Origin of the sequence: Chengkuizengella sp. SCS-71B (genome assembly GCF_040100845.1) — a bacterium.
GTDB lineage: Bacteria > Bacillota > Bacilli > Paenibacillales > KCTC-33759 > Chengkuizengella.
This window is the reverse complement of the sequence record NZ_JAZHSH010000001.1, coordinates 1,490,086-1,513,962: the sequence shown is the minus strand read 5'-3', so window position 1 is coordinate 1,513,962 and position 23,877 is coordinate 1,490,086. Positions and strand designations below refer to the sequence as shown.

The following is a 23,877-nucleotide window of genomic DNA, read 5'->3' as shown; positions in this document are numbered from 1 at the left end:
ATTAAACTATGACAAATTAATAGAGGTAGATTCGAACAATTTGAGGTTTCAAAATGGGATTTTTGAACTTAAGAATTATGTTATCTTCCCATAGGTTCCTCCTCCTCCTGTCATTATCAGACTTCTCCCTTCTTTTGCTAACATAATTAAATCTGATAATTTTTCTCCAACTACTTCACTAATTTGCTCTCTAGTGGCAAGATGGAGTACATTCATTTCAGTGCCAAAACGGGATAGCAGTAGATTTAATTTTCTTGGTCCCAGTCCAGGAATAAACTCCAAGGGAACTTGATAAAAATATGGAGGTTTATTGTTCCTTGAACTTTCCTGGTCAGCTATTTGAGTAATACGATCAAATACTCCCCGTACTATTTTCTCACTTCCACAATAAGTGCATCTTTGAAGGACAGATTTGTTTTCTTCAATAATAGAGGAACAATTAGAACAATAAGTTCGATTATATTTGCCTAACTTTGGATTCAATCCGAAATTTGCTGATACTTCACGGCCATCCTTACGAAGCAGTGCTTTTTTAAATTCAGAAAAAGTTGGACGCTTTAGTCTTAACTGATTATATTCTCTAGCTATTTTCCCTAACGAATGGGCATCTGAATTTGTTAAAAAAGGAATATCATTTAACTCTGAAATTAAACCAGCCATTTCTGAGTCTGCACTTAATCCTAATTCGACTGCAGAGATAAAATCTAAATTGAATACATGTGAAAGTTTAGAGGAACAGCTACCATATGCACTCTTATGAGGTGTAAAAATATGCGCTGGAATGAATAAACCATCTCTTCCAATCACTTCTTCTTGTAGTATTTTTGCTGGCACATAAAGCCTTTGAGTACTTAAATTTACATTTTTCATATGTTTGCTCATCCATCTAGTAAAATCCATCATGTTTTGTAAATTTGGTAAATAGGCTAATACGTGAGCCGGTCCAAACCCCTCGTCACAAATCTCTATTTCACTTCCTAGCATCATCGTTGTATTTCTAAATTGAATACCTCCACCATCCACTTCTTTCATCGAACCTTCATTTAAATAATAAAGAATATCTTCTTGAACAGCTGGAGACTGACAATCAATGATGCCGATAATGTCCATTCCTTTTCGCGTGGAAGCTTCTTCCATTATGTTATAGAAGGTTAAATCCTTACTTGCTGTTATCTTAACCGCCTTGCCCTTGTTCGTTCGTCCAATATGTATATGTAAATCTGCATAATATGTCTGCATTCTAAATTTTCCCTGTTAATTTATAGATTTGCCAAGCATAAATAGCTGTGATCGTTTTGGCATCGCTTATTTTCTCTTCCTTTATATATTCTAGTGCTTGCTCTAAAGTAATACTATCACATGACAAGAACTCATCTTCATCAAGTTTCATTTCTCCTCTTGTTAACTCCTCGGCTAAAAACAGAAAGATTTTCTCGTCCGCAAATCCTGGTGAGGTATAAAAAGAGTTGATATGTTTTATGGAACCACAATCAAATCCTGTTTCTTCTTTCAGTTCTCTAAGTGCCGCTTCCTTTGGTTCTTCACCAGGATCTAATTTACCGGCAGGAATTTCAATCTGATTTTTTTCTAAAGGTTTACGATACTGCTCTACAACAATCATTTTATCTTCATATATTGCTAACACCGCTACAGCACCTGGATGTTTAACAATTTCCCGAGCTGACATTTTCCCATTTGGAAGTTTCACTTTGTCGACTTGTAACGAAATAATTTTCCCTTTGAAAATCTGTTCAGTCTCCACAGTTATTTCTTCAAATCTTTGATTAAATTCTCCATTAGATGGTTTGTGGCTCATCACAAAATCCCCCCATATTTATACATAACTTGTCCATTATGGTCATATAATATTTGAAATACTACAACTTACGTAATTATTTTTTTAAAATATCTTAACATGTGAAGGGAATGTTGAACAATGAAATCTTATATTTTACAAAATCAAATTACTTTCGTAGGAAAGGCATGGGAAATTCGTTCTCACCTTAATTCTTTAATAAAACAATCTAAATATAAACATATTACACTAGTTGATTATTTAAATTCTATCGCTCCCACTTCACAACATCCAAAGCATCTTGGGCAGCACAACAAACCCCAAGAAAAAAATATGGATCTTCGTGTAATTCCATTCCCATCGACTTAATTGGATAAGGGTATAACTCCATACTTTTTTCTACTTCATCAATAAATAATTCTGTATTCAATGTGATAATATGCTTCTTATAAAGATGATAATCAGTTAGTTGCTTTTGAATATGATCTATATATTCCTTCGGCAAATTTAAAGGTATCGGTACTCTTGAGCTTTGTAATGTGATGTTAGATAGAGTTGTTAGAACATGATGGCTTATTCCTTTATGCCTATCACGTTCCCTATGAAAACTAATACGTGTGGTCATAATAGGAATACCTCCAAGAATAGATACAGCATTTGCAATTTCCCCAGCCTCAATCCCAGTATGCCCTAATTTTGTACCTGTGCCAACAATACCTGGACCCATTAGAACAATAATGATATCGGCTTGTAAAATATGTTTCGCTGCAATTAAAGCAGTAAATTTATTAACTGCCTCAATATCTCCACCATACGAATGTCCATACGTAATTGTTCCTTCAATCCAATTTATGTTTTTTAATTGAGCTACATGTTCACTGAACGAAATAGGCAAAGCTCCTCCATCACTCATTACATATCCAATTTTTAATTCATTAGAAATTCTGTCTTGATTTTGTTTATATTGCAGCCAAGTGCATAATATGGGTAGCATGCTATGTAGTTCACCAATAAGTACGGGTGTACCTTCTAAATTTCTTTCTTCCAAAAATAACGAATGAGTTGGACTATCTGCCTCCTCACATGTGAGTACTGCTCTTTGTTGAGGAGTATATCTCAACTTCATTATGTGACCTATTTTCTTAGGAATGCTTTTACTACTATTTTTAAATCTATTGTTACTTTCTCCCTTATTTAAATATTTTTTATTGTTTAAAATCATATAAACAAAATGAAATCCACCTGAACCTAATTGTAAATCAACAGCAGTTGTATTTAATAATACTTCATATCCGATCTGTACTGAAGGGTGAACATCTGTATAATGAATTGCTTTTATTATTTCACCATTTTCTTCTTTCACTTGGATGAACTGTACGTTATCTTTAGCTTTATCAATTTTTGTTACGATACCAATTCTCCAATTTATCATCCCTATTTACACCCTTCCTCAAATCTCACTCTCTCAATTGATATTATGCTAATAAAAACATTTAAAGTACGATTTATGTGCTTTTAACGTCGTGTGAGCTAAAATTTTGTAGTTCTTAATCTAGTTTTCTAGTAAAAAAAGAACATCAAAATTTTTTAATGTTATTTTAAGGTTAACTTAACCTATCATTTATATTCATTTTTTATAATAAATATATACCAAAAAATACATACAACCTAGGAGTAGTGAACATTTATGAAAAAAGTGATAAGTTCAGTTGCTTTATCAGCATTATTAATTGGAGGTGGAAGCGCAGGAGTCATAGGAATTGCTAATGCACATGAGTCAAATACAGAACGAACAAATATCTATCAAATGATAGAAAAGGATCATTTAGAAGAAATAGCAGAACGTTTTGGCATAGATATAGAGGATAAATCCAAAGAAGAATTACGTGAAGAAATTCAAAAGGCCGCTAAAGAGAAGTTCGAAAACTTATCAATTGAAGAATTAATTGTTATTGCTGAAGGAATGGGTATTGATACGGACGATAAATCTAACCAACAATTGCGAGAAGATATCAGAAAGGTTATAAAAGAAAGACATAACCAATCATCTATGGAGGAGTTAGAGAACATCGCAGGAAAACTTGACATTGATATTGAGGATAAAACAATGGAGGAAATTCATGAGGAAATTAGAGAAGCCATCAAAGATGACGATTTATCTTTGGAGGAGTTAGAAGCCATTGCAGAACGATTTGGAATAGAAATCGAGAATCAAACAGCTGAAGAGATTCGCAAATCCATCAAAGAGGCTCAAGATTCATTATTTACTGAATTGGCAATAGAATTAGATTTAGAATTTATTGATTTATCTATTGAAGAAATTAGAGAAAAAATTAAATATTATAAACAATCACAACTGCAATTAACGTTAGAAGAATTAAAAGTCATTGCAGAGAATCTTGGCATCGATACTGAGGGTCAATCTAAAGAGGAGCTTCTTGAAGCCATTAGAATGAATCATATGACAGAAATTTCTGATCAACTACAAACCATTGCAGAGCTGCTTGGTATTGACATTGAAGGTATGACTTTAGAAGAAGTTCGAGAAGCAATCAAAGAAGTAGAAGATGATTATGATTTCGAATTTTCTGAAGAAAGATTAATTAACTTTGCTGAATTTTTAGGAATTGACACTGAAGGCAAATCAAACACAGAAATTCGAGAAGAAATTAAACAGTATTTTGAAGAAAAAATTGAACAAGAAGTTGAAGAACAAGAACCAGTTAATGAAAAAGATAACCACTTATATGGATGGCAGAAAAAAGCTATGAATTTAGGTATTGATATAGAAGGCCTATCTAAAGAAGAAATTTTTGAAGCAATTGATGAGTTGAAATCTGAAAATAGTCAACTAAGTGAAGGCTGGATCAAAAAAGCAGTGCAAAATGGGATTGATTATGAAGGTAAAACAAAAGATGAAATCAAAAGTGAAATTAATGAAGATAAAGAAAGTAACGATAAAAGACATGGAAAAGATAAAAACAAGGATAAGGGAAAAGACAGAGATTAATTTTAAAAAATACTAAAGGAGGGTTTTCCCCTCCTTTTTTCTGTTGCTTTAGATATTGTTGATGTTTTACTTCTAATAAAATGATCAACTACATGTATAATTTTAATAAGAACACAACAAGAACCGAACCTGATATCACAAATAATATATTTAATCTTAGTAAAACAAGACAAGTAGCTATAATCCCTCCTATTAAACCAATCCAAGGCTCACCTTCTTCAATCGTTAAAATTCCAGGAAAAATAAGTGCTCCTAATGCAGCGTAAGGAATATAACTTAACCATAACTTTATCCAATTAGGCATTATGAAACGCTCAACAATCCATACAGGTAAATAACGTGGAAACATTGTTGCAAGAGACATCCCTAGAATAATTAATAAAACAGAGTCAATCATGTTGCTTCTCCCCTTTAAAAATGAAAACCCCAACCAAACTGCCTAATAAAGTGGCTAACAACATAGACCAGCCACTGCTGATTAATAACCATCCACTAAAAATCCCATTTATCAACATGCTAATAACAGCCACTAAACCATATTTCCATGCCGTTCTCACAGCGGGTATGAGCAAACCAATAAATAATGCATAAAGTGCTATAGACATACTTTCACTAATGCTAGAAGGTATAATTGTTGAAAGCAATGCTCCTAATAATGTGCCTACGATCCAAGATACATAGGAAGTCAGAAATAATCCAACCAAAAAATAAACATTAGGTCTATTATTTATAGAGGCAACAGCAAATGTTTCATCAGTGAGACCTAAGGCTAAAAAAGTTTTCCACCGTTTAGGGACCTTATTAAATAACTGATTCAGAGATAAACTCATGACAAAAAATCGAAAGTTAATGATAAATGTAGCAAGTATAATTTCAAAAAAACCTGATCCTGTGGCAAACATATTCAACATCATAAACTGACTTGCTCCCCCATAAACAACACTCGACATGAGTACAGAATGAAATAATGATATACCTGTTTCTTGTGCGATAATACCAAAGGCAATACCAACAGGTAAATAACCTATAACTAAAGGTAAGGCAGCTATAGCTCCTTTTTTAAATAAATGACTATTCATCTAATATCCCATCCTCCAAATGTATATTATAATATACTTATAGGTAATTATATTATATGTATTTAATATATGACAACACTTTTTAGTTGAATTGTATATTAAAATTTATTAAAATTTATTTTAAACAATAAAAATATATAATGGATTTAAATGCAAAAGTAATATGGGGGTAAGCATGAATTCTGATAATTTTTGGGATGAAGAACAGGTTGGAAAACGAGTTGGTACAAAGTTAAGAAATTTAAGATCTATGAAAGGACTTAGCATAGAGGGATTGGCCAATCATATAGGGGTTAGCAAATTAACATTAGGTAAAATAGAAAGGGGCGAAGCAAATCCTACATTGTCAGTGTTATGGAAAATAGCAAGTGGCTTATCTGTCCCCCTAACTAGTTTGTTTTCAGTTGAATCGGATGTTCTAATTTCTCGTAAAAAGGAAGGTTTTCAATTCAATAGTTCTGACAAAGTATTTATAGTTGAACATATGTTTAATAATAATTCTCAGTCTTTTGAATTGTTTAGAGGATATTTACAACCCTATAGTGAATATGAGTCTGAAGCACATCCTGCAGGTGTTGTTGAATATGTGACAGTTATGTCTGGTGAATTAACCATTGAAGTAAGGGGAAACACCTATGTTTTACAGAAACATGATTCGATCTGTTTTAAAGCAGATAATGCACATAAATATATAAATCCAAGCTCAGAGTTAGCCGAACTTCATTTTACAATCAGTTACCAAAACATAACGTAATACAAAAATTGAACAATTGATGGTTTATAAACAATAAAAGTAGCAACAAGGGTTTCAACCTTGCCCTACTTTTTTGTAATGTTAAGAATTTAATTATCTCACAAAAGTATTTTTCACTCTTTTAGATTTAATAAAATATGGTATCCATATCAAGCAAGTAATTAGCATTCTAACAAAATCTCTTATTTGACTCTCATCATCTTCAAATTGAGTAATTTGATATATCGCAATCATATCAATTGTTAAAATAAGTAAACTGCTACTATAAAAGAAGATCATTAACAGAGGCAACTTAGATTTCTTTTTATAAAAATTGAATAGTATAAATATACAAAATATTAACATTAATGAATTTGCAACAGCTTCAAAAACAATTAAAGGGCCCAATAAAGAGTGGTAATATACTGATTCTGGAGAAGTAATTAAACTCCATGTCTCAGGTTTGAATGATGGTATTATATATAAAAAGATCTGAGCAATTAACATTAAGATTGTTCCATACAATCCAATCTGTACTAATATTAACCAGCCTCCTAATCCAGAAATTCCTAATGGAAGTTTTTCATTCGTATTTTCTATAGTTTTTGTATCCAAAGAACGCACTCCTTCTAGATGTATAAAATCGTTTTCAATATAAACACTTGTAATAATACAATCCACTAAGGGATTCCACATAAACTAGTGCATTAAAATACCCCCTGTACATATTGTTTAACTTTCAAGGCATAAGCTTGTGTACTAACAATGCATACGGGGGAAATAATTTTTCTCTTTATTAAATCTCACGATAACAACTTATAAGTTGTTACTCTCCATCAGTAACATCTTTCACAATTTGTAGTACTAGCTCAGCACTTTTCACTAATTCTTCAATTGGCATTTGTTCAGCAGTTGTATGAATATTCTCATAACCTACAGATAAATTAACTGTTGGTACATCCATTCCATTAAAGATGTTTGCGTCACTTGCTCCACCTGAATGAGTTGTTTTTGATTCACGTCCAATTTTCTCTGCTGATTTCATAGCTAATTTAACTAATGGTGCTGTTTCATCAAAGAAAAATCCTGGGAGTTCTTCTGTTTCAAATTCAACCTCTGCACCAAATTCCTCTGCAGTAGAATAAAAAGCTTCTCTCATTTCATTCACTTGGTTGACCATTTTTTCCTTCACAAGACTTCTTGCTTCAGCAACAATGACAACCTTATCGCTTACTACATTACGAGGTCCTCGACCATCAAAGCTTCCAATATTTGCTGATGTTTCAGGATCAATTCTACCTAATTTCATTCTTGAAATGGCTTTACTTGCAACTTGTATTGCACTGATTCCTTTTTCAGGGCTAACCCCAGCATGAGCAGTTTTCCCTTTGATCACAACGTCTACATGAGTTTGGAATGGTGCAGCTACACATATTTCACCGACTTTGCCATCGGAATCTAAAGCATAACCAAAACTTGCATCCAAATGTTTTGGATCAAATACACATGCTCCTACAAGTCCTGCTTCTTCACCGACAGTAATTACAAATTGTATTTTACCATGTGGTATATTTTCCTCTTTAAGAACACGAATTACTTCAAACATCACTGCGATACCCGTTTTATCGTCGCTACCTAAAATCGTTGTACCATCAGAACGAATATAACCATCATCATCAATCTGAGGTTTAATTCCTTTGCCTGGAGCTACAGTGTCCATATGACATGTAAAATAAATTGGAGACACACTTTCCTTTCCTTTAGTTGCCTCTAAGGTTGCAATTAAGTTCCCAGCCCCATGTTCAGTTTTTTCCTCTGCATCATCTTCAAACACGGAAAGTCCCAATTGAGTGAACTTTTCTTTTAAGACAATGGATATTTCCTTTTCAAATGTTGTTTCGCTATCTACCTGTACTAACTCTATAAACTCATCCACTAAACGTTTTTCTTGTATCAAAACTCTTCCCTCCGATATGTATTATAAGTTACAATATAATTATATAGCTTGGCTCATTTGTGATAGCCAGTATAGTACTATTTTAGTATGACCAAAAGGAGATGTAAATGTATGGGCAAAAATAAATTATGGTTTAAAATAATTATTTATGTAATGATAGCGTCTATGTTATTGTCTGTAGTTGTAACTGGTGTTTCTATATTAGGCATTTAACAATTGGTAAAAATTGATTAAATTATATTTTATAAAATGTCGTACAAAAAAGGGTATCCGCTTATTCTTTAAGTTGAGATACCCTTTTATATTCTTAATTTCAATATAGTTTAGTCTCAAGTCCAAAAGATTCAATATTTTCTTTCACTCTTTGTAAGAACCTGCCACAAATGACACCATCAAGAATTCGATGATCAAGAGATAAGCACATGTTAACCATTGAACGAACAGCAATCATATCATCGATAACTACTGGTTTCTTTACAATCGATTCAAACGATAAGTTTGCTGCCTGCGGATAACTAATAATCGGATTCGATAAAATGGAACCAAAAGCTCCTGTATTATTTAAAGTAAAAGTGCCACCTTGCATATCATCTAATGTTAACTTCCCTGCTCTTGTTTTTTTCGTTAATGAATCAATATCTTTAGCTATTCCAGCAATCGTTTTATGATCAGCGTGTTTAATGACTGGAACATAAACTGAATCCTCTGTACCAACAGCCAATGAAATATTAATGTCTTTTTTAACAATAATTTTGTTCTCTGCCCAAGAAGAATTTAAAATAGGATAATCTTTTATTGCATTCACAACCGCTTTAATAATAAAAGCTAAGTAAGTTAAGTTAACTCCTTCTTTTTGAAAGAATTCCTGTTTCACTTTATTTCTTAAATTTACTAAATTTGTAACATCCACCTCAACCATCGTCCAAGCATGAGGGATTTCAGTTACACTTTTTCTCATATTTGAAGCAATAGCACTTCTAACGGGAGTTACATCGATAAAATACTCATTTTCTGCTTCTTTTTGATTATCCTCAACCAAAGGTTTTGGAGGAGCTGAAAGTCCAGTTTTTCCAACAGCTTCTACTTTTTTAATTTCAGGTATAACTGCAGCTTGAGAAGAGATGGATACCATTGGTTCCTCAGGTTTATTTTCGATATAATGTAATACATCTTTTCTAGTAATCCTTCCCCCTACCCCTGTTCCATGAACTAGGTTTAGATCCACATGGTTTTCCGCTGCGATTCTTTGAACCGCAGGTGAATATCGATTTCTCATGCTTTGATCAGGATCAGAAGCAACATTATTTATTGCATCTCTTTCTACTTGTTGAATCTGTGAGGAGACTTCTTGAACATTAGATACGCTTTCATCTTGTTTGATTTTAATATTACAAATGACTGTACCTACGTCAACAGTTGCGCCTTCTTCTATGAAAATCTCTTGTAAAACACCTTCGACAGTACTAGGTAATTCAGCTGTCACTTTTTCTGTCATTATTTCACATAAAGGTTCAAATTCTTCAATAAAATCACCAGGGCTTTTTAACCATTTTACGATTGTTGCAGAAACCACGCTCTCTGCAAGCTGTGGCATTGTGATTTCTTGAATCATAGGAATACTACCTCATTTCTTTTAAAATAATGCTAATTCTTTTATGGCGTCTTTTACTTTTTCTGTGCTTAACATATAATACTTCTCTAAAGTTGGGCTGAAAGGCATAGCTGGAACATCATAACCACATAACCTCTTTATAGGAGCATCAAGTTCAAATAATAATTTTTCAGAAATAATAGCTGATACTTCTGCACCAACACCACCAGTTTTATTGTCCTCATGAATGATAAGGACTTTCCCTGTTTTTGCAGTTGCTTCTAAAATAGCTTCAACATCTAAAGGTTGGAGAGTCCTCAAATCTAAAATGTGTGCACTAATTCCTTCTTGCTCTAATTGCTCAGCTGCCTCTAGTGCGAAATGTACGGTTAAACCATAAGTTATAACTGTGACATCCGTACCTTCCCTTTTTACATCTGCTTTTCCAATCGGAACTACAAAATCATCATCAGGTACTTGAGAAATGATGGATTGATAGCATTTTTTATGTTCAAAATAAATAACTGGATCAGGATCACGTATTGCTGATTTCAACAAACCCTTTGCATCATATGGAGTCGATGGAACAACAATTTTCAACCCAGGTGTTCCAAAAAAAATGGATTCGGGACATTGAGAATGATATAAAGCTCCAAAAATACCTCCACCAATTGGAGCTCTAATTACTACTGGACAATCCCAATCATTATTTGATCGGTAACGAATCTTAGCCGCTTCACTTATAATTTGGTTCGTTGCTGGAAGCATAAAATCGGAATATTGCATTTCTGCAATTGGACGCATACCATACATTGCAGCACCAATAGCAACGCCCGCAATAGCTGACTCAGCTAAGGGAGTATCCAATGCCCTGTTTTCTCCAAACTCTTCTATAAGACCTTTTGTTGCCGTGAAAACTCCACCTTTAACCCCAACATCCTCACCAAGGACAAATACGTTGTCATCTCTGCGCATTTCCTCTGACATCGCTGTTCGTATGGCATCAAGGTAACTTATTTCAGTCACTTCGTTCCGCCTCCTTCGTCTGCATATACATGCGTTAGTGCTTCTTCAGGGTTTGGATAAGGAGCCTGTTCAGCATACTTTGTCGCTTCTTTCATTTCTTCTTTTATTTTTTCCAACAACTGCTGATCTTGTTCTTCGCTCCATAAACCGCAATCTATTAGATATTGTTTAAATTTTGGTAATCCATCTGCTTGTCTATGTGCCTCTACTTCTTCCTTTGTACGATAGATCATATCATTATCTGAAGTAGAGTGTGGAGACAATCGATAAGTAACTGCTTCGATAAGCGTTGGTCCCTCACCTTTAATCGCTCTTTCTCGAGCTTCTTTTACAACTTTATACACTTCGAGGGGATCATTGCCGTCAACTTTTATTCCTGGAAAACCATATCCAAGAGCTCGATCAGCTATACTTTCACACGCCACTTGTTTTTCAAACGGAATAGAAATTGCATACTGATTATTTTCACACATAAAAATGACAGGCAACTTATTAACACCTGCAAAATTACAACCCTCATGGAAATCTCCCTGATTACTGGAACCTTCACCAAAAGAAACATATGAAACAAAGTCCTCTTTTTTCATTTTTGCTGCAAGCGCAAATCCTACAGCATGTGGAACTTGTGTTGTTACAGGACTTGAACCTGTAACAATATGATGCTTTTTATGACCAAAATGACCTGGCATCTGTCTACCGCCACTATTCGGATCTTCTGCTTTAGCAAATAGAGACAGAAACAGCTCTTTCAGTGTCATTCCAGCAGCTAACACAAACCCATAGTCACGATAATAAGGAAGAAAATAATCCTTTTGTTTTTCTAGTGCAAAGGCTGCTGCAACTTGAGTCGTTTCGTGACCTATACCTGAGACATGAAAATTAATTTTCCCTGCTCTCTGCAATAACAAAGCTCGCTCATCATATTTCCTTGCTAATACCATTAAGGAATACATTTCTATAAAATGTTGATCTGTTAAGCCAAGCTTTTCATGTTTGTTTAATTGACCTACTGAATTCATCATGGAGAAAACCTCCTCCTTAAATTATAATGAGAACTTAATATCAGGTCTTAATACTTAACTCTAGTATCATTATATCAGTTTTATATTTAGATGCCAATTGCATTTCCATCCACTCCAAGCATAGCTTCTCCCAAAGCTTCAGACAAAGTAGGATGAGCGTGTATAGTTTGTCCTACTTCCCAAGGCGTAGCATCTAATACTAACGCTAACCCTGCTTCAGATATATAATCTGTTACGTGAGGGCCAATCATATGCACTCCTAAAATATCATTGGTTTCTCTATCTGCGATGACTTTTACGAAACCATCATTACTGCCATAAACTAATGCTTTTCCAATTGCTTTAAATGAGATCGATGCTGTTTTCACATCAAACCCTTTCTCTTTAGCTTGTTGTTCTGTCCAACCTACGCTGGCAACTTCAGGACGAGTATATACACAGCGTGGAATATTTTGGAACAACATTGGATGAACCTCATGTCCTGCTGCATGTTCAACAGCTAAAATCCCTTCGTGACTCGCCACGTGCGCAAGCTGCAATCCTCCAATTACATCACCAATTGCATAAATATGAGACTCATTTGTTTGTAAGTATTTATTGACTTTAATAAACCCTTTTTCTACTTTAATATCTGTATTTTCAAGCCCCAAATTTTCTACATTTGCTTGTCTCCCAACAGATAAAAGCATTTTTTCAGCCATTAAATCTATTTCGGAGTCCTTTTGTTTCACTTTCATTTTAACCATTCCATTTTCAGTTTCAACACTATCTGTAAGCAACATTGCATTTTTTAAAATTTTTATTTTTCTCTTTTTAAATATACGCTCTAATTCTTTGGAAATCTGTTCATCCTCCGTTGGAATGATGTTTTTTTCAGTTTCAACAATCGTTACTTCTACTCCAAAATCATGAAGTAGAGAAGCCCACTCAACACCAATCACACCACCGCCAACAATAATGATCGATTTAGGTAACTCATCCATATCTAAGGCTTCATCACTTGTTAGAATTAAATCTCCATCTACCTTTAGATTTGGTAAAAGTCGAGGACGTGAGCCTGTTGCAATAATTAAATTTTTTGGTACAAGTGTCTTATTGTTTTCTTCAATATCTGATTCAATAGCAATCGCACCACTTCTAGGTGAGAAAATGGAAGGTCCAATCACACGTCCATTTCCATAAAATACATCTATTTTATTTTTTTTCATTAGAAACTCTATACCTTTATGTAGTTGATTTACTATTTTGTTTTTTCTGTTTTGGACTTTTTCAAAATGCAGCTGAATTGAAGATGCACTAATTCCGTATTCTTCACTGTTATTCATAGTTGCATATACTTCAGCACTGCGGAGAAATGATTTGCTTGGAATACACCCTTTATGCAAACATGTTCCTCCTAATTTTTCGCGTTCTACTATAGCAACGGTTTTGCCTAATTGCGCAGCCTTAATAGCAGCTACATACCCACCTGTACCACCGCCAAGTACAACAACATCATAATCTAATGTGCTCACAATCAATATACCTCCTATGTTTTTAAAAATTCAATCGACTCTATTGTAACTTTTTCAACATAAGAAATATAGTTAAAAATTTTAGCACTTTATATCTATACCAGATTTACATGCAATGTTACTTAATATATGATATGATTTGTTTCGAAACAAAATAACTATTTACTGATATGATGTCAATTAGAAAGAGGCACAAAAATGAAATTAAAGGTATCTCGTTTTATAGCTATTTTATTATTAGTGATTCCAGGGCTTCTAGCCACATATGGTTTTTTAGAAATAAAAAATTCAATATATGATTACATCGTGACAGTCGGAAATACAGAAATTGAGAATCAAATCCAATGGGGAAGATTAATAATTGGAATTGTTAGTTTTTTAATTGGGGTTGGTTTTATAGGTGGATGGATTTTTTTCAGAGATCAAAAGCGAAACTATGTAGCACCTAGATTCAAACAAAAAAAAGACTAATGGACACTTTTTGGGGCAAAGTTATACTCTCCCCCACTTATCAATCCAATGAATAAAGGGTTTTGTTTGAATCCATTGAGTAATGGAGCTTTTTTCTGATATCCAATGCATATAAACTAATAAAATAAAAACGAAAATTTGTATCCACCATGGTGTCATAATAATAAAACAAAAACCTAACGCAAATCCTAATAAATTAGATCCTGAATCACCAAGCATAACTTTTCCCTGAATATCCTTTGGCAATAATAATAAGACAGCAAGAACTACAGGGAACAAATAAAGAAAGAATTTAAATAGGCTGCTAAACAAAAATAACCCACCTGATATTAACAAAAAGAACTTCATCGCTCTTCCCGGTCTTAAATCCAACAAATTAACTCCGTTTGTCATTAAATTGAGAATGAAAAACTGAATCACTTCTAATAGTGGATGGTGTTCTAAAAGAATTAAAACCCAGACAGTTAACCCCCCTGTGGATAGAGCTTTAAGTAAACCCGTAGTTAACTTTCGTTCCCTCACAAGTTTCATTAAATGCCCTTTAAAACCCTTTACTTCTGAATCACCTATTTGATCGTCCAACCATCCGACAATAAATAAGATTGTTAATATGACAATGTATTCAGGAATTAAAGTTTGCATTAATTTGTTTGAAGGAATGATCCATTGAAGAGAAGAGTAATAAGCGATGAGATATAACCACAAATACATACCTAAACCGATTGGAATGTCCTGTCCAAGATAATTTTTTGCAACGATTTGATGGTGCACTAAAAATTTAATGACAATCTGCAAAAGAAGAACTGCGACACAAATCATTATGATAAAAAAAAACATCACTTGTGTTAACATACTGGATCACGCCATTTATGATACAAAGTCCTTGAGACAGAAATAAATTGTTTACCTCTATGTTTAAAACCTGCCCAATCTCTTCCAGTTTCTCGATGTTTATAAGCAATATCAACTTCACATAATTGAAAACCTTTCTTGACTGCATCTATCGTTAAACCTACTTCTATCCCAAAACCATCTGACAAAGATATCGACTCCAATACACTCTTTCTCATCGCTCTTTGACCTGACAAAGGTGCTGTAGTTTCATAACCACTTAACCAATATATACCATTTACAGCTAGCTTTTTAACAAATCCAAACCCAGCTTTTTTATTTGATTTTGGAAAACGTGCAATTATCATATCCATTTCTGACTCAATGATAGGAGCTACTAACTTAGAAGTCAAATATGCTGTTTGCCCTAAATCAGCATCTAGAAACACAATAATCTCATTTTTGGCTTTTTTCCAACCCGTCTCTAATGAAGTCCCCTTTCCCATATTTTCAGAATGCCTTATGACTAGATCTGCCCATTTTTTAGCCTTACCATATGTATCATCTTCACTTCCATCATCAACAACGATGATTTCGTTCCATTTTTCTTTACCTTCTAAATTTCTTAAATCATGCAATGAATGTAATGTTTCAATTATATTATTCCCTTCATTCCAAGCTGGGATAATTATAGACACCGAGGGTTGCATGTGTTTCTTCCTCCATTATTTTTTTAATATACATTACAAAATTAACAATTTCTTGAGGTTCATCAAAAGGTAATACATTTGAACTAACTTGAATGATGATTGGGTTTGATTGTTCATTTAATGTTTTCCAGTCTTTCATTTGATTTGTCATTAATTCAAACTGTCCTTCTGATACCATAATAAGATCTGGTGTTTCCCTCATAGGTGCCTCAAGCCATTCCCCACCCACAGATTGAATTGCAAAAGCCAGCATGTCTTTATTCACATCTTCAGAACTTATCCACATCATTTTTTTATGTTGAAAAATGGGTATCGTTTTTTGATTCAATAGTTGTAACGAACCAACTTGTTTTCGGAGTTCTTGATTGATTGATAACTGCGATTCATACTTCTCCATAAATCTCTCAGCTATGCTTTCCTCAGTATGATGAATCCATTGTTGACCTAATGTACTGCCAATCAATATTCCAATTCCTAGTGCAAGGAATATGGAAATGATCGTAATAATATAATATCGACTAGAAACCAATACAATACACCACCTAGAAAACAGAAAGTTTAATATAAACCCAGAGCATATGAACAATGTCCCTGAATCCAGGATGAACATAGGCCATAATTAATATAGGGAAAAGTGCTGCTAATGGAAGGGGCCACATACTTCGGAACTTTACTTTTCGTTGATATAATTTGCTTACACCCTTTGCATCAATTAATTTGTCACCAATTTTCATTCTGACAAGCAAAGTACTGGCCATTCCTTTTCTACCTTTTTCTAAAAAATCAATCATGTGTGAATGTGCACCCAATGTAATAATCATCTCAGCCTTTTTCTCATAAGCTAACAACATGGCTATATCTTCACTAGTTCCAGCTGCTGAGATCTTTTTTGCTTCTAATCCTAGAGATTGAATCCTTTTAAGGCCAGGAGCGTCCCCATTAGGATAAGCATGAACGATGAGTTCAGACCCAGCTAAAAGAGCATGATTTGAAATGCTATCCATATCACCAATGACAAGATGAGGGTGATAACCATGCTCCAACAAAGCATCAGCACCACCGTCAACTCCAATTAATACCGGATTGATATCCTCTACAAAATCTTTAATTGCAAGAAGATCATTTCTATAGTCCTTTCCTCTTACTACAATGACTACAGGCTTATTAGTTAATATTGTTTTCAACTTTGGAATTTCTAACGATTGAACTACAAAATCCTTCTCTTTTTGAGCATATTGTAATGTGTTGTCAATAAAACTATTTAAATTAACAGGTAATTTTTTATAACTGATTTTAATTAAGTGTTTATACTTGTCTTCAGTAAACATTACAAAAGGAATTTGATTTTTCCCAACATAAATATGGGATGAATGAATTTTAACCATTTGACCATTTGAAAACAACTTAAAAAAATCTTTTGCAATTTCTAATATGGGAATACCGGCATTTAACAAAATAAGAGGTCCTTTTGTTGGATAACTTCCTGTCATTGTTTCGTCTGCGTTAATGACTACTTTCACTTTACTTCGAACTATATCTCTTGCTGCAATTTCATCAATATTTTGATGTTTAATGACTGCGATTTGTTTTGGTTTAATGGTCATGAGTAAGTGTTTGGTAATTTTATCCACTTGTACAGTTCCTTGTAAAGGGAAGAAGTCCTGGAAATCCTTCTTGTTTAGTTGATTCCATAATTTCACATTAAAACACTCCTCAATTAACCTTTTCCAAGTTTTATTATTTAATAATGGATTCGAAATTATTCACACAGTTTTTATTCTTAAAAGAAAAGAGAGCACAAAAAAACCGTAATACATGTATCACGGTTTAAAAAGTTATTGCTGTAAATTCTTATTGTACTATAATTGTTGAAGCCATAGTTTCATGTCCTTCACCACATGGGAAGCTACAAATTACAGTATAAGTTTGAGCTTCATCAAAAGTAACCTCAACAGGCTCTTCCCCAGGTAGTAATTCTATCCCTAACTCCTCAATTTTAACATAATGTTTTCCTTCTCCTGGTAAGTTTTTCATAGACAACTTCAATGTTTGACCTTTTTCAACGATATATTCCTCTTGATCAAAATTCCAGTTCACTGCTTTAAATACTAAAGCATTTTCTTCTTCAACTTCTTCTTCAGCTTCATGTTGTCCAATAGCATCGAATGTAACAACAATTCCTAACACACTTGCTATGACAAATAGTGAAACCATGATCCATTTGTGCATTTCTGAATGCCCCCTAAAATTTATAATCTATATTATTATTTTACATACAGTATTATCTTAAACAAATCCCCTTTATGTCAACAGTGTGAAATAAATATGAATTTTTTTTGAACAAAAAAAATAAATCATCTTATTTTTTGTGATTAAACAGACGATTTATTTTAAATTTCAATATTTTCGTATTTATACTAACATTTTGAGCTTGAAGAAATAATTAAACATGATTCTACTTTTCGTTTTTGAATTAAAGTTAAATCCACCAGGATAACCATTTTTTCCCTAATGACACAAAATGATTTTTCTGTTTTAGGACCATAGGATAATGGTACCTGATTTCTGAACAAATCCTTTTCTTTAAATGTAACTTGATCTATACAACATTTAACAGGTTCATTATAAGGCTCAGAAATGCTTTGATTAAACTCTTTTAACTTACGACCATGAAAATCCATGGTGCCTTTTTCTACATGAGAACTACTAACATTTGAATCCTCAACTGGAACTACACAATTAAAGGGAACATTTACCGTACAATGCCTAATCTCACCACAAACTCCATCATCATTTGCACAGTCTGCAGCAGAATACCTAATATTTTTTCTTACAAATCCACCTAGAAAGACTTTTCCATTCACTATGCCACAATCGCAATTTGACGAACTATTATTTACTGAGATAAATTCACACTGTTCAAGAAAAACTTTCTTATCAATATCCTTTATATCAATTGCAGGTGTATCAAGCTCTATATCCGCTTCTAAATCGATCTGCAGACTTAATTCTCCTACAACGACATCCACCTTTATTTTATCAGGGCATAAAGATTGAGTTTGAGAAGTACAATCACATAATATTGGGGTTACTTTTACACCCATATCTTTTTCTCCTTTCATAATTAAATAATAGTATTTAGATATTGTATTCTGAACATAAAAAATTGATTGGTTGTTTGCCACGGAATTAAAAATAAATTAAAAAAATGGGCTTATAATAATTCTGTAAAAATTTTTAATAAAATACCATAAAGAAACCGCTATTAATTAGATTTTTTAATCTAATTAATAGCGGTTATAATATATTTATTGATTATTCATTTCAAGAAACTTTATGTTCAATCCTCAACTTATCCGCTACCATAGCGATAAACTCACTATTCGTAGGTTTAGACTTGCTGATATTCACTGTGTAACCGAATAGGAGGCTTATGGAGTCGATGTTGCCTCTTGTCCATGCTACTTCAATTGCGTGTCTTATAGCACGTTCTACACGGCTTGGTGTTGTTTTATATTTTTCAGCTATAGCCGGGTATAATGTTTTAGTTATTGAACCTAATATTTCTATATTTTTATAAACCATTGTGATTGCTTCACGTAAATATTGATACCCTTTAATGTGAGCTGGTACACCAATTTCATGAATAATTGAAGTAATATTGGCATCCAGATTTTTCGTTTTTGCTATAGGAACAATATTTTGTTTTGAAGAAGGCGGTTGTGAACTTCGTGATGAAACAACAGATGAATGATTGACTAATTGTCGAATTCGATTTGATAAAACATCAAAGTCAAATGGCTTTAATATGTAGTAAGAGGCACCAAGTTGTACTGCTTTTTGTGTAATATTCTCTTGCCCAAAAGCGGTCAGCATTATGATTTTTGGTTGAGGTGATATATTTAATTCTCGAAGTTTCTCCAATACCCCTAAACCGTCTAAATGAGGCATTATGATATCAACGATAAGAACATCTGGTGTTTTTCCTTGTTCAATTAAGTCGATAACTTCTTCACCATGAAACGCAACCCCCATCACTTCCATATCTTCCTGTTCAGATATATATTCTGAAAGTAAATTTGTAAATTCTCTGTTGTCATCTGCTAATAAAACTTGAATTTTTTGTTGCACGAAAGATCCTCCTCAAAAAAATATTTGCCATAACTATACATTTCGACATGTCAAATTAATTTCCTCCTGTCGAAAAAAATTTTTCTGAGATTTAATTAATTCCCAACTTAGCTTTTCAAACAAATATGCGCCCTTTATGGGCGCTTTAAAAAGAATTTTAAAATTTTGGGTTTCCATCTTATAAATTTATTAAGCAGCAGAGTCCTCTTTATTTTTATTTATATTTTCCATAATGTCTGCATCTTTTAACATCCACTCAATAAAACAACCATACCCAGAGGTTGGATCATTTACAAAAACGTGGGTTACAGCACCTACAATTTTCCCATCTTGAATAATTGGACTGCCACTCATCCCTTGTACAATCCCCCCTGTTTTTTCAATTAAACGTGGATCGGTAACTTTAATGATCATTCCTTTTGTAGCTGGTGCATTTTGTTCAGCAATATGTTTAATTTCAATATTAAATGCTTCAACTTTTTGACCATCTACAACAGTTAAAATTTGAGCAGGTCCTTTTTTTATTTCTTCAGCAAATGCTACAGGCAATGCTTTTTTAATCTTACCGTGATCAGGCAACTCGCCCATATTCCCAAAGATACCAAATGGTGTGTTTTTAGTAATATCTCCTAATACTTTACCTTGATTTGATAATATGGCTCTTTTTTCACCTGGTATACCGTTTTTACTTTTAGAAATCGACGTAACTTTTGAGTGAACTATTTCACCCTCACCGACTTTGATTGGAGTATTTGTATCCATATCTGTAATCGTATGTCCTAATGCTCCATATTTTTTTAAGTCTGAAGAATAAAATGTAAGTGTACCTACTCCTGCAGCCGAATCTCTAATGTATAGTCCTAATCGATATTTATTATCTTCTATATCAAATACCGGTTTTAACTTTACATTAAGCTCTTTTCCATTTCTTAGCAAGGTTAAGTTTATTGCTTGTCCTTTTTTTCCAGCATCATTTACAAAATCAGATACTTTACTAACTTTAGTAATTTTTTGTTGATTGATTTCAGTTATTAAATCCCCTAATTTTACCTTTGCTTTTTCTCCTGGCGAAATTTTATTATCCTCAGATGCTGATACAAGGTGATGTCCTACAACTAAAACACCATCAGATTTTAATTTTACCCCGATTGTTTGACCACCTGGAATAACTTTTAAATCAGGCATTATGTTTACACTAACTTTTTTAAAAGGAATCTTTCCAAATAATTTCAACTGCATTTCAGTGTGCCCAATCTCATTTGACTGTATGGAAATGGGTTCATTTAAATCCAACTGAAAAGATGGTTTGGACTGCCCATTAACTTTTAAAACACTCGGATCTTTAACAGTGAGCTGAGCATGAACAGGCATCGTAAAATCCAACTTTTTTCCTTGACCTGAAAATAACCTTAACTCAGTTGGAAATGATGCATAACTTTGAAATGGAGAAGATAAACCAAAGATACAAATGAAGAAAACGAGCAGAAGTCCAATCAATCTTTTTACGAACAAAAAATCACGCTCCCTTATCCTCCTTCGCTTGACGAGTAGGATCGCCAATTGCGTACCTATAAGTTATCCTCAGCGTAGTTCTTTTATAATTGTAAATGATTCCTCTGTTCCTTTTTCTTATCGGCCATGACAAGCATTTCTTTGGCATGATGTTCCGTTGTTTTTGTCACTTCAACACCACCAAGCATTCGTGCCATTTCATTGATTCGTTTTCCTTCATGTAAATGACTTACATGGGTAAAGGTTCTATCATTTTCAATGAATTTACGAATTAGATAATGTACATCCGCCATACAGGCAACTTGAGGTAAATGAGTAATGGAAAAGACTTGACACTTCGTTGACAACATCGACATTTTTTCGGCTATTGCTTGAGCAGCCCGTCCACTTACACCTGTATCTACTTCATCAAATATTAATACTGGAATTCTATCCATTTTTGAAAAAATGGTTTTTAAAGCAAGCATAATACGTGACATTTCTCCACCAGAAGCTATTTTATGTAATGGTCTTAATGGTTCTCCTGGATTTGGTGAAATCATAAATTCAATACGATCCCATCCTTCTTTAGTAAAATGATTTAAATCATTAGAAATATGTACATCAAACCTAGTTTTTTCCATCTGTAAGTCACGTAACTCCAATTCAATTTTTTTTGATAATTGATCGGAGATTTTTCTTCTTTTGTCAGATAATTGTTTAGCTGATTTCCTCAACTCGTGTAAAATAATTTCTTTTTCTTTTTCGAGCTCCTGAATTTTATCATCTTTATTTTCCATTTGCTCAAGTTCAGATTTTATTTTTTCTACGTAATTCAAAATTTCTTCTAAACTTTCCCCATACTTCCTTTTTAAGGATGATATCAATGCAAGTCTTTGTTCAATTTCATCAAGACGAGAAGGATTAAATTCTATACTCTCCCGATATTCCCTCAAACCAAATGATGAATCTTCTATTTGATAATATGCAGATTGTATTTGTTCTAATAAAGGTTGTAACACTTTTTGATCATAGTGAGATATTTGCTCAATATTTGAAACAGCTTTTCCTATAGAATCTAGTGTTTGTTCTGTTCCATATAGGAGTTGATAAGCCTTATTAATTCCATCATACATTTTTTCTGCATTAGCTAGCTTGTGCTTTTCTTCTATTAAAAATTCATCTTCTCCAATTTTTAACTGTGCTTTTTCAATTTCGTCTATTTGAAAAGAATATAGATCTTTCATTTGCAACAGTTGCTTGTCTGATTCTTGTAGTTGCCTCAGCTCAGTTTGAATCATTGTATATCTCTTATAAATAGATTGATATTTAGTTTTTAAATTCTTAATTTTTTCATCACCAAATAAATCCAACCACAATAAATGTTGATCAACATTTAAAAGTGATTGGTGTTCATGTTGTCCATGGATATTAATTAAACATTCCCCTATTTCACGAAGCATAGATAAATTGACTAAAATACCGTTTACCCTTGATGAGCTTTTTCCTTGAGCTGTAATTTCTCTACGAATGATTAAGTTTTCAGTTTCATCAATTTCAATACCAAATTTAATGAGTACATTTATTACTGGATGATCTTTCTCCAGTTGAAATAAGCATTCAATCTCTGTTTTTTGAGAACCATGTCTAACAAATTCAGATGATCCTCTGCCACCAATAATCAAACTTAATGCGTCAATAATCATTGACTTTCCAGCGCCTGTTTCACCTGTGAAAACATGAAATCCATTTAGAAATTGGATGTTTGCTTCTTCAATTACAGCCAAGTTACGAATAGAGCATTCAATTAGCATATTTATCTACTTAGTCAAAACGAGATTATTTAATATATCAACAAACTTAAGATGATTTTGTATAATACATTTTCAGTTTAATATTAAAATCAGTTTTGACAAGTTTAACCTCCCATCTTGTCCTGTTTTACGATACGAACGTTTGTTTGAATACATTGTACCATACATATGTTCCCTTTAAAAGAACGGATGAGAAATTAGTAAGTTGTAAATATTAAGTTTTCAAAATTTAGGATAACATAGCTATAAGCTTTTTCTTTACCTCTATACTTTGCTCTTTTGTTCTACAAATAATTAGGATCGTATCATCACCACAAATACAGCCAAGTATTTCGTTCCATTCTAAATTGTCTAATAAAGAGCCTATAGCATTCGCAGTTCCAGGCAGACATTTCATCACTAGTAAATTATCTGCAGCATCAATATGAAGAAAATTATCAACTAATGATCTTTTTAATTTATGAATCGGATTAAATTTTTTCTCTACAGGAATTGCATATTTATACCTACCATCGTTTAAAGGGACTTTAATTAGATGAAGCTCCTTAATATCTCTTGATACAGTCGCTTGAGTTACGTTGAACCCTGCTTCTTTTAATGAGGATACTAATTCCTCCTGTGTTTCAATATCATGGTTTGTTATTAACTCTCTAATCTTTATCAACCTTTGTCCTTTCATAACTTCCTCCTAAAAATTAAGTA

The 23,877-nt window shown here is 33.1% G+C and carries 26 protein-coding genes; 5 read left to right on the top strand and 21 right to left on the bottom strand.

The window, feature by feature from the left end; all coding sequences use genetic code 11:
* Positions 1–75: 75 nt before the first annotated feature.
* The gene (locus tag VQL36_RS07435) at positions 76–1,239 is read right to left on the bottom strand and encodes an endonuclease Q family protein (RefSeq protein ID WP_349248698.1); all 1,164 of its coding nucleotides are present in this window, start codon (positions 1,237–1,239) and stop codon (positions 76–78) included.
* A gap of 1 nt (position 1,240) precedes the next feature.
* The gene (locus tag VQL36_RS07430; protein ID WP_349248697.1) at positions 1,241–1,816 is read right to left on the bottom strand and encodes an NUDIX hydrolase; all 576 of its coding nucleotides are present in this window, start codon (positions 1,814–1,816) and stop codon (positions 1,241–1,243) included.
* Between the two features lie 120 nt (positions 1,817–1,936).
* On the opposite strand from VQL36_RS07430, the gene mciZ reads away from it, so the two are divergent.
* Positions 1,937–2,164, top strand: coding sequence for a Z-ring formation inhibitor MciZ (gene mciZ / locus VQL36_RS07425; RefSeq protein ID WP_349248696.1), 228 nt, complete (start codon positions 1,937–1,939; stop codon positions 2,162–2,164).
* Here mciZ and VQL36_RS07420 read toward each other — a convergent pair.
* A complete protein-coding gene (locus VQL36_RS07420) occupies positions 2,064–3,227 on the bottom strand; it encodes a DUF3866 family protein (RefSeq protein ID WP_349248695.1) in 1,164 nt (387 codons plus the stop codon). The two genes, mciZ and VQL36_RS07420, sit on opposite strands and share 101 nt — an antisense overlap.
* Positions 3,228–3,482: 255 nt before the next feature.
* On the opposite strand from VQL36_RS07420, the gene VQL36_RS07415 reads away from it, so the two are divergent.
* Entirely contained in the window at positions 3,483–4,805 is a 1,323-nt protein-coding gene (locus tag VQL36_RS07415) for a hypothetical protein (RefSeq protein WP_349248694.1), read from the top strand.
* A gap of 88 nt (positions 4,806–4,893) precedes the next feature.
* Here the strand turns inward: VQL36_RS07415 and VQL36_RS07410 are convergent, their stop codons facing one another.
* Positions 4,894–5,202, bottom strand: a complete 309-nt coding sequence (locus tag VQL36_RS07410; protein ID WP_349248693.1) for an AzlD domain-containing protein — start codon at positions 5,200–5,202, stop codon at positions 4,894–4,896.
* Complete coding sequence (locus VQL36_RS07405; protein ID WP_349248692.1) at positions 5,195–5,884, bottom strand: AzlC family ABC transporter permease; 690 nt, start codon at positions 5,882–5,884, stop codon at positions 5,195–5,197. The genes VQL36_RS07410 and VQL36_RS07405 overlap by 8 nt, the downstream gene beginning before the upstream one ends.
* Before the next feature lie 175 nt (positions 5,885–6,059).
* On the opposite strand from VQL36_RS07405, the gene VQL36_RS07400 reads away from it, so the two are divergent.
* Positions 6,060–6,638, top strand: a complete 579-nt coding sequence (locus tag VQL36_RS07400) for an XRE family transcriptional regulator (protein WP_349248691.1) — start codon at positions 6,060–6,062, stop codon at positions 6,636–6,638.
* Positions 6,639–6,731: 93 nt separating this feature from the next.
* On the opposite strand, the gene VQL36_RS07395 is transcribed toward VQL36_RS07400, so the two are convergent.
* On the bottom strand, positions 6,732–7,232 hold the full coding sequence (locus VQL36_RS07395; RefSeq protein ID WP_349248690.1) for a DUF2569 domain-containing protein: 501 nt from the start codon (positions 7,230–7,232) through the stop codon (positions 6,732–6,734).
* Between the two features lie 211 nt (positions 7,233–7,443).
* Entirely contained in the window at positions 7,444–8,574 is a 1,131-nt protein-coding gene (locus tag VQL36_RS07390) for a M20/M25/M40 family metallo-hydrolase (protein ID WP_349248689.1), read from the bottom strand.
* A gap of 111 nt (positions 8,575–8,685) precedes the next feature.
* Here VQL36_RS07390 and prli42 point away from each other — a divergent pair, with 111 nt between their 5' ends.
* Positions 8,686–8,787 (top strand): stressosome-associated protein Prli42, encoded by a 102-nt coding sequence (gene prli42 / locus VQL36_RS07385; RefSeq protein WP_349248688.1) that lies wholly within the window; start codon positions 8,686–8,688, stop codon positions 8,785–8,787.
* Positions 8,788–8,887: 100 nt separating this feature from the next.
* Here the strand turns inward: prli42 and VQL36_RS07380 are convergent, their stop codons facing one another.
* The 4 genes from VQL36_RS07380 to lpdA form a co-directional block, all read right to left on the bottom strand.
* The gene (locus VQL36_RS07380; RefSeq protein ID WP_349248687.1) at positions 8,888–10,186 is read right to left on the bottom strand and encodes a dihydrolipoamide acetyltransferase family protein; all 1,299 of its coding nucleotides are present in this window, start codon (positions 10,184–10,186) and stop codon (positions 8,888–8,890) included.
* A 21-nt stretch (positions 10,187–10,207) separates the two neighbouring features.
* Entirely contained in the window at positions 10,208–11,191 is a 984-nt protein-coding gene (locus tag VQL36_RS07375; protein WP_349248686.1) for an alpha-ketoacid dehydrogenase subunit beta, read from the bottom strand.
* On the bottom strand, positions 11,188–12,213 hold the full coding sequence (locus VQL36_RS07370) for a thiamine pyrophosphate-dependent dehydrogenase E1 component subunit alpha (RefSeq protein WP_349248685.1): 1,026 nt from the start codon (positions 12,211–12,213) through the stop codon (positions 11,188–11,190). The genes VQL36_RS07375 and VQL36_RS07370 overlap by 4 nt, the downstream gene beginning before the upstream one ends.
* 86 nt (positions 12,214–12,299) lie before the next feature.
* Positions 12,300–13,727 (bottom strand): dihydrolipoyl dehydrogenase, encoded by a 1,428-nt coding sequence (gene lpdA / locus VQL36_RS07365; RefSeq protein WP_349248684.1) that lies wholly within the window; start codon positions 13,725–13,727, stop codon positions 12,300–12,302.
* 198 nt (positions 13,728–13,925) lie between these two features.
* On the opposite strand from lpdA, the gene VQL36_RS07360 reads away from it, so the two are divergent.
* Positions 13,926–14,198: a DUF2627 domain-containing protein gene (locus tag VQL36_RS07360; protein WP_349248683.1), complete on the top strand. Its 273-nt coding sequence runs from the start codon at positions 13,926–13,928 to the stop codon at positions 14,196–14,198.
* A 21-nt stretch (positions 14,199–14,219) separates the two neighbouring features.
* Here VQL36_RS07360 and VQL36_RS07355 read toward each other — a convergent pair whose 3' ends face one another.
* The 10 genes from VQL36_RS07355 to ahrC all read right to left on the bottom strand — a co-directional run bounded on the left by VQL36_RS07355 (position 14,220) and on the right by ahrC (position 23,854).
* Entirely contained in the window at positions 14,220–15,017 is a 798-nt protein-coding gene (locus VQL36_RS07355; RefSeq protein WP_349248682.1) for a hypothetical protein, read from the bottom strand.
* Between the two features lie 26 nt (positions 15,018–15,043).
* Complete coding sequence (locus tag VQL36_RS07350) at positions 15,044–15,739, bottom strand: glycosyltransferase family 2 protein (RefSeq protein WP_349248681.1); 696 nt, start codon at positions 15,737–15,739, stop codon at positions 15,044–15,046.
* Positions 15,699–16,268: a copper transporter gene (locus VQL36_RS07345; RefSeq protein ID WP_349248680.1), complete on the bottom strand. Its 570-nt coding sequence runs from the start codon at positions 16,266–16,268 to the stop codon at positions 15,699–15,701. The genes VQL36_RS07350 and VQL36_RS07345 overlap by 41 nt, the downstream gene beginning before the upstream one ends.
* 13 nt (positions 16,269–16,281) lie before the next feature.
* Positions 16,282–17,439: a putative cytokinetic ring protein SteA gene (gene steA / locus VQL36_RS07340; protein ID WP_349248679.1), complete on the bottom strand. Its 1,158-nt coding sequence runs from the start codon at positions 17,437–17,439 to the stop codon at positions 16,282–16,284.
* A 151-nt stretch (positions 17,440–17,590) separates the two neighbouring features.
* A complete protein-coding gene (locus VQL36_RS07335) occupies positions 17,591–17,968 on the bottom strand; it encodes a hypothetical protein (RefSeq protein WP_349248678.1) in 378 nt (125 codons plus the stop codon).
* 188 nt (positions 17,969–18,156) lie between these two features.
* Complete coding sequence (locus VQL36_RS07330; protein ID WP_349248677.1) at positions 18,157–18,843, bottom strand: CsxC family protein; 687 nt, start codon at positions 18,841–18,843, stop codon at positions 18,157–18,159.
* A gap of 220 nt (positions 18,844–19,063) precedes the next feature.
* Complete coding sequence (gene spo0A, locus VQL36_RS07325) at positions 19,064–19,870, bottom strand: sporulation transcription factor Spo0A (protein ID WP_349248676.1); 807 nt, start codon at positions 19,868–19,870, stop codon at positions 19,064–19,066.
* A 189-nt stretch (positions 19,871–20,059) separates the two neighbouring features.
* Entirely contained in the window at positions 20,060–21,382 is a 1,323-nt protein-coding gene (gene spoIVB / locus VQL36_RS07320; RefSeq protein WP_349248675.1) for a SpoIVB peptidase, read from the bottom strand.
* Positions 21,383–21,465: 83 nt separating this feature from the next.
* Entirely contained in the window at positions 21,466–23,175 is a 1,710-nt protein-coding gene (gene recN, locus VQL36_RS07315; RefSeq protein ID WP_349248674.1) for a DNA repair protein RecN, read from the bottom strand.
* Positions 23,176–23,404: 229 nt separating this feature from the next.
* Positions 23,405–23,854 carry a transcriptional regulator AhrC/ArgR gene (gene ahrC, locus VQL36_RS07310; protein WP_349248673.1) on the bottom strand — a complete coding sequence of 150 codons (450 nt, stop codon included), beginning with the start codon at positions 23,852–23,854 and terminating at the stop codon, positions 23,405–23,407.
* Positions 23,855–23,877 lie beyond the last annotated feature (23 nt).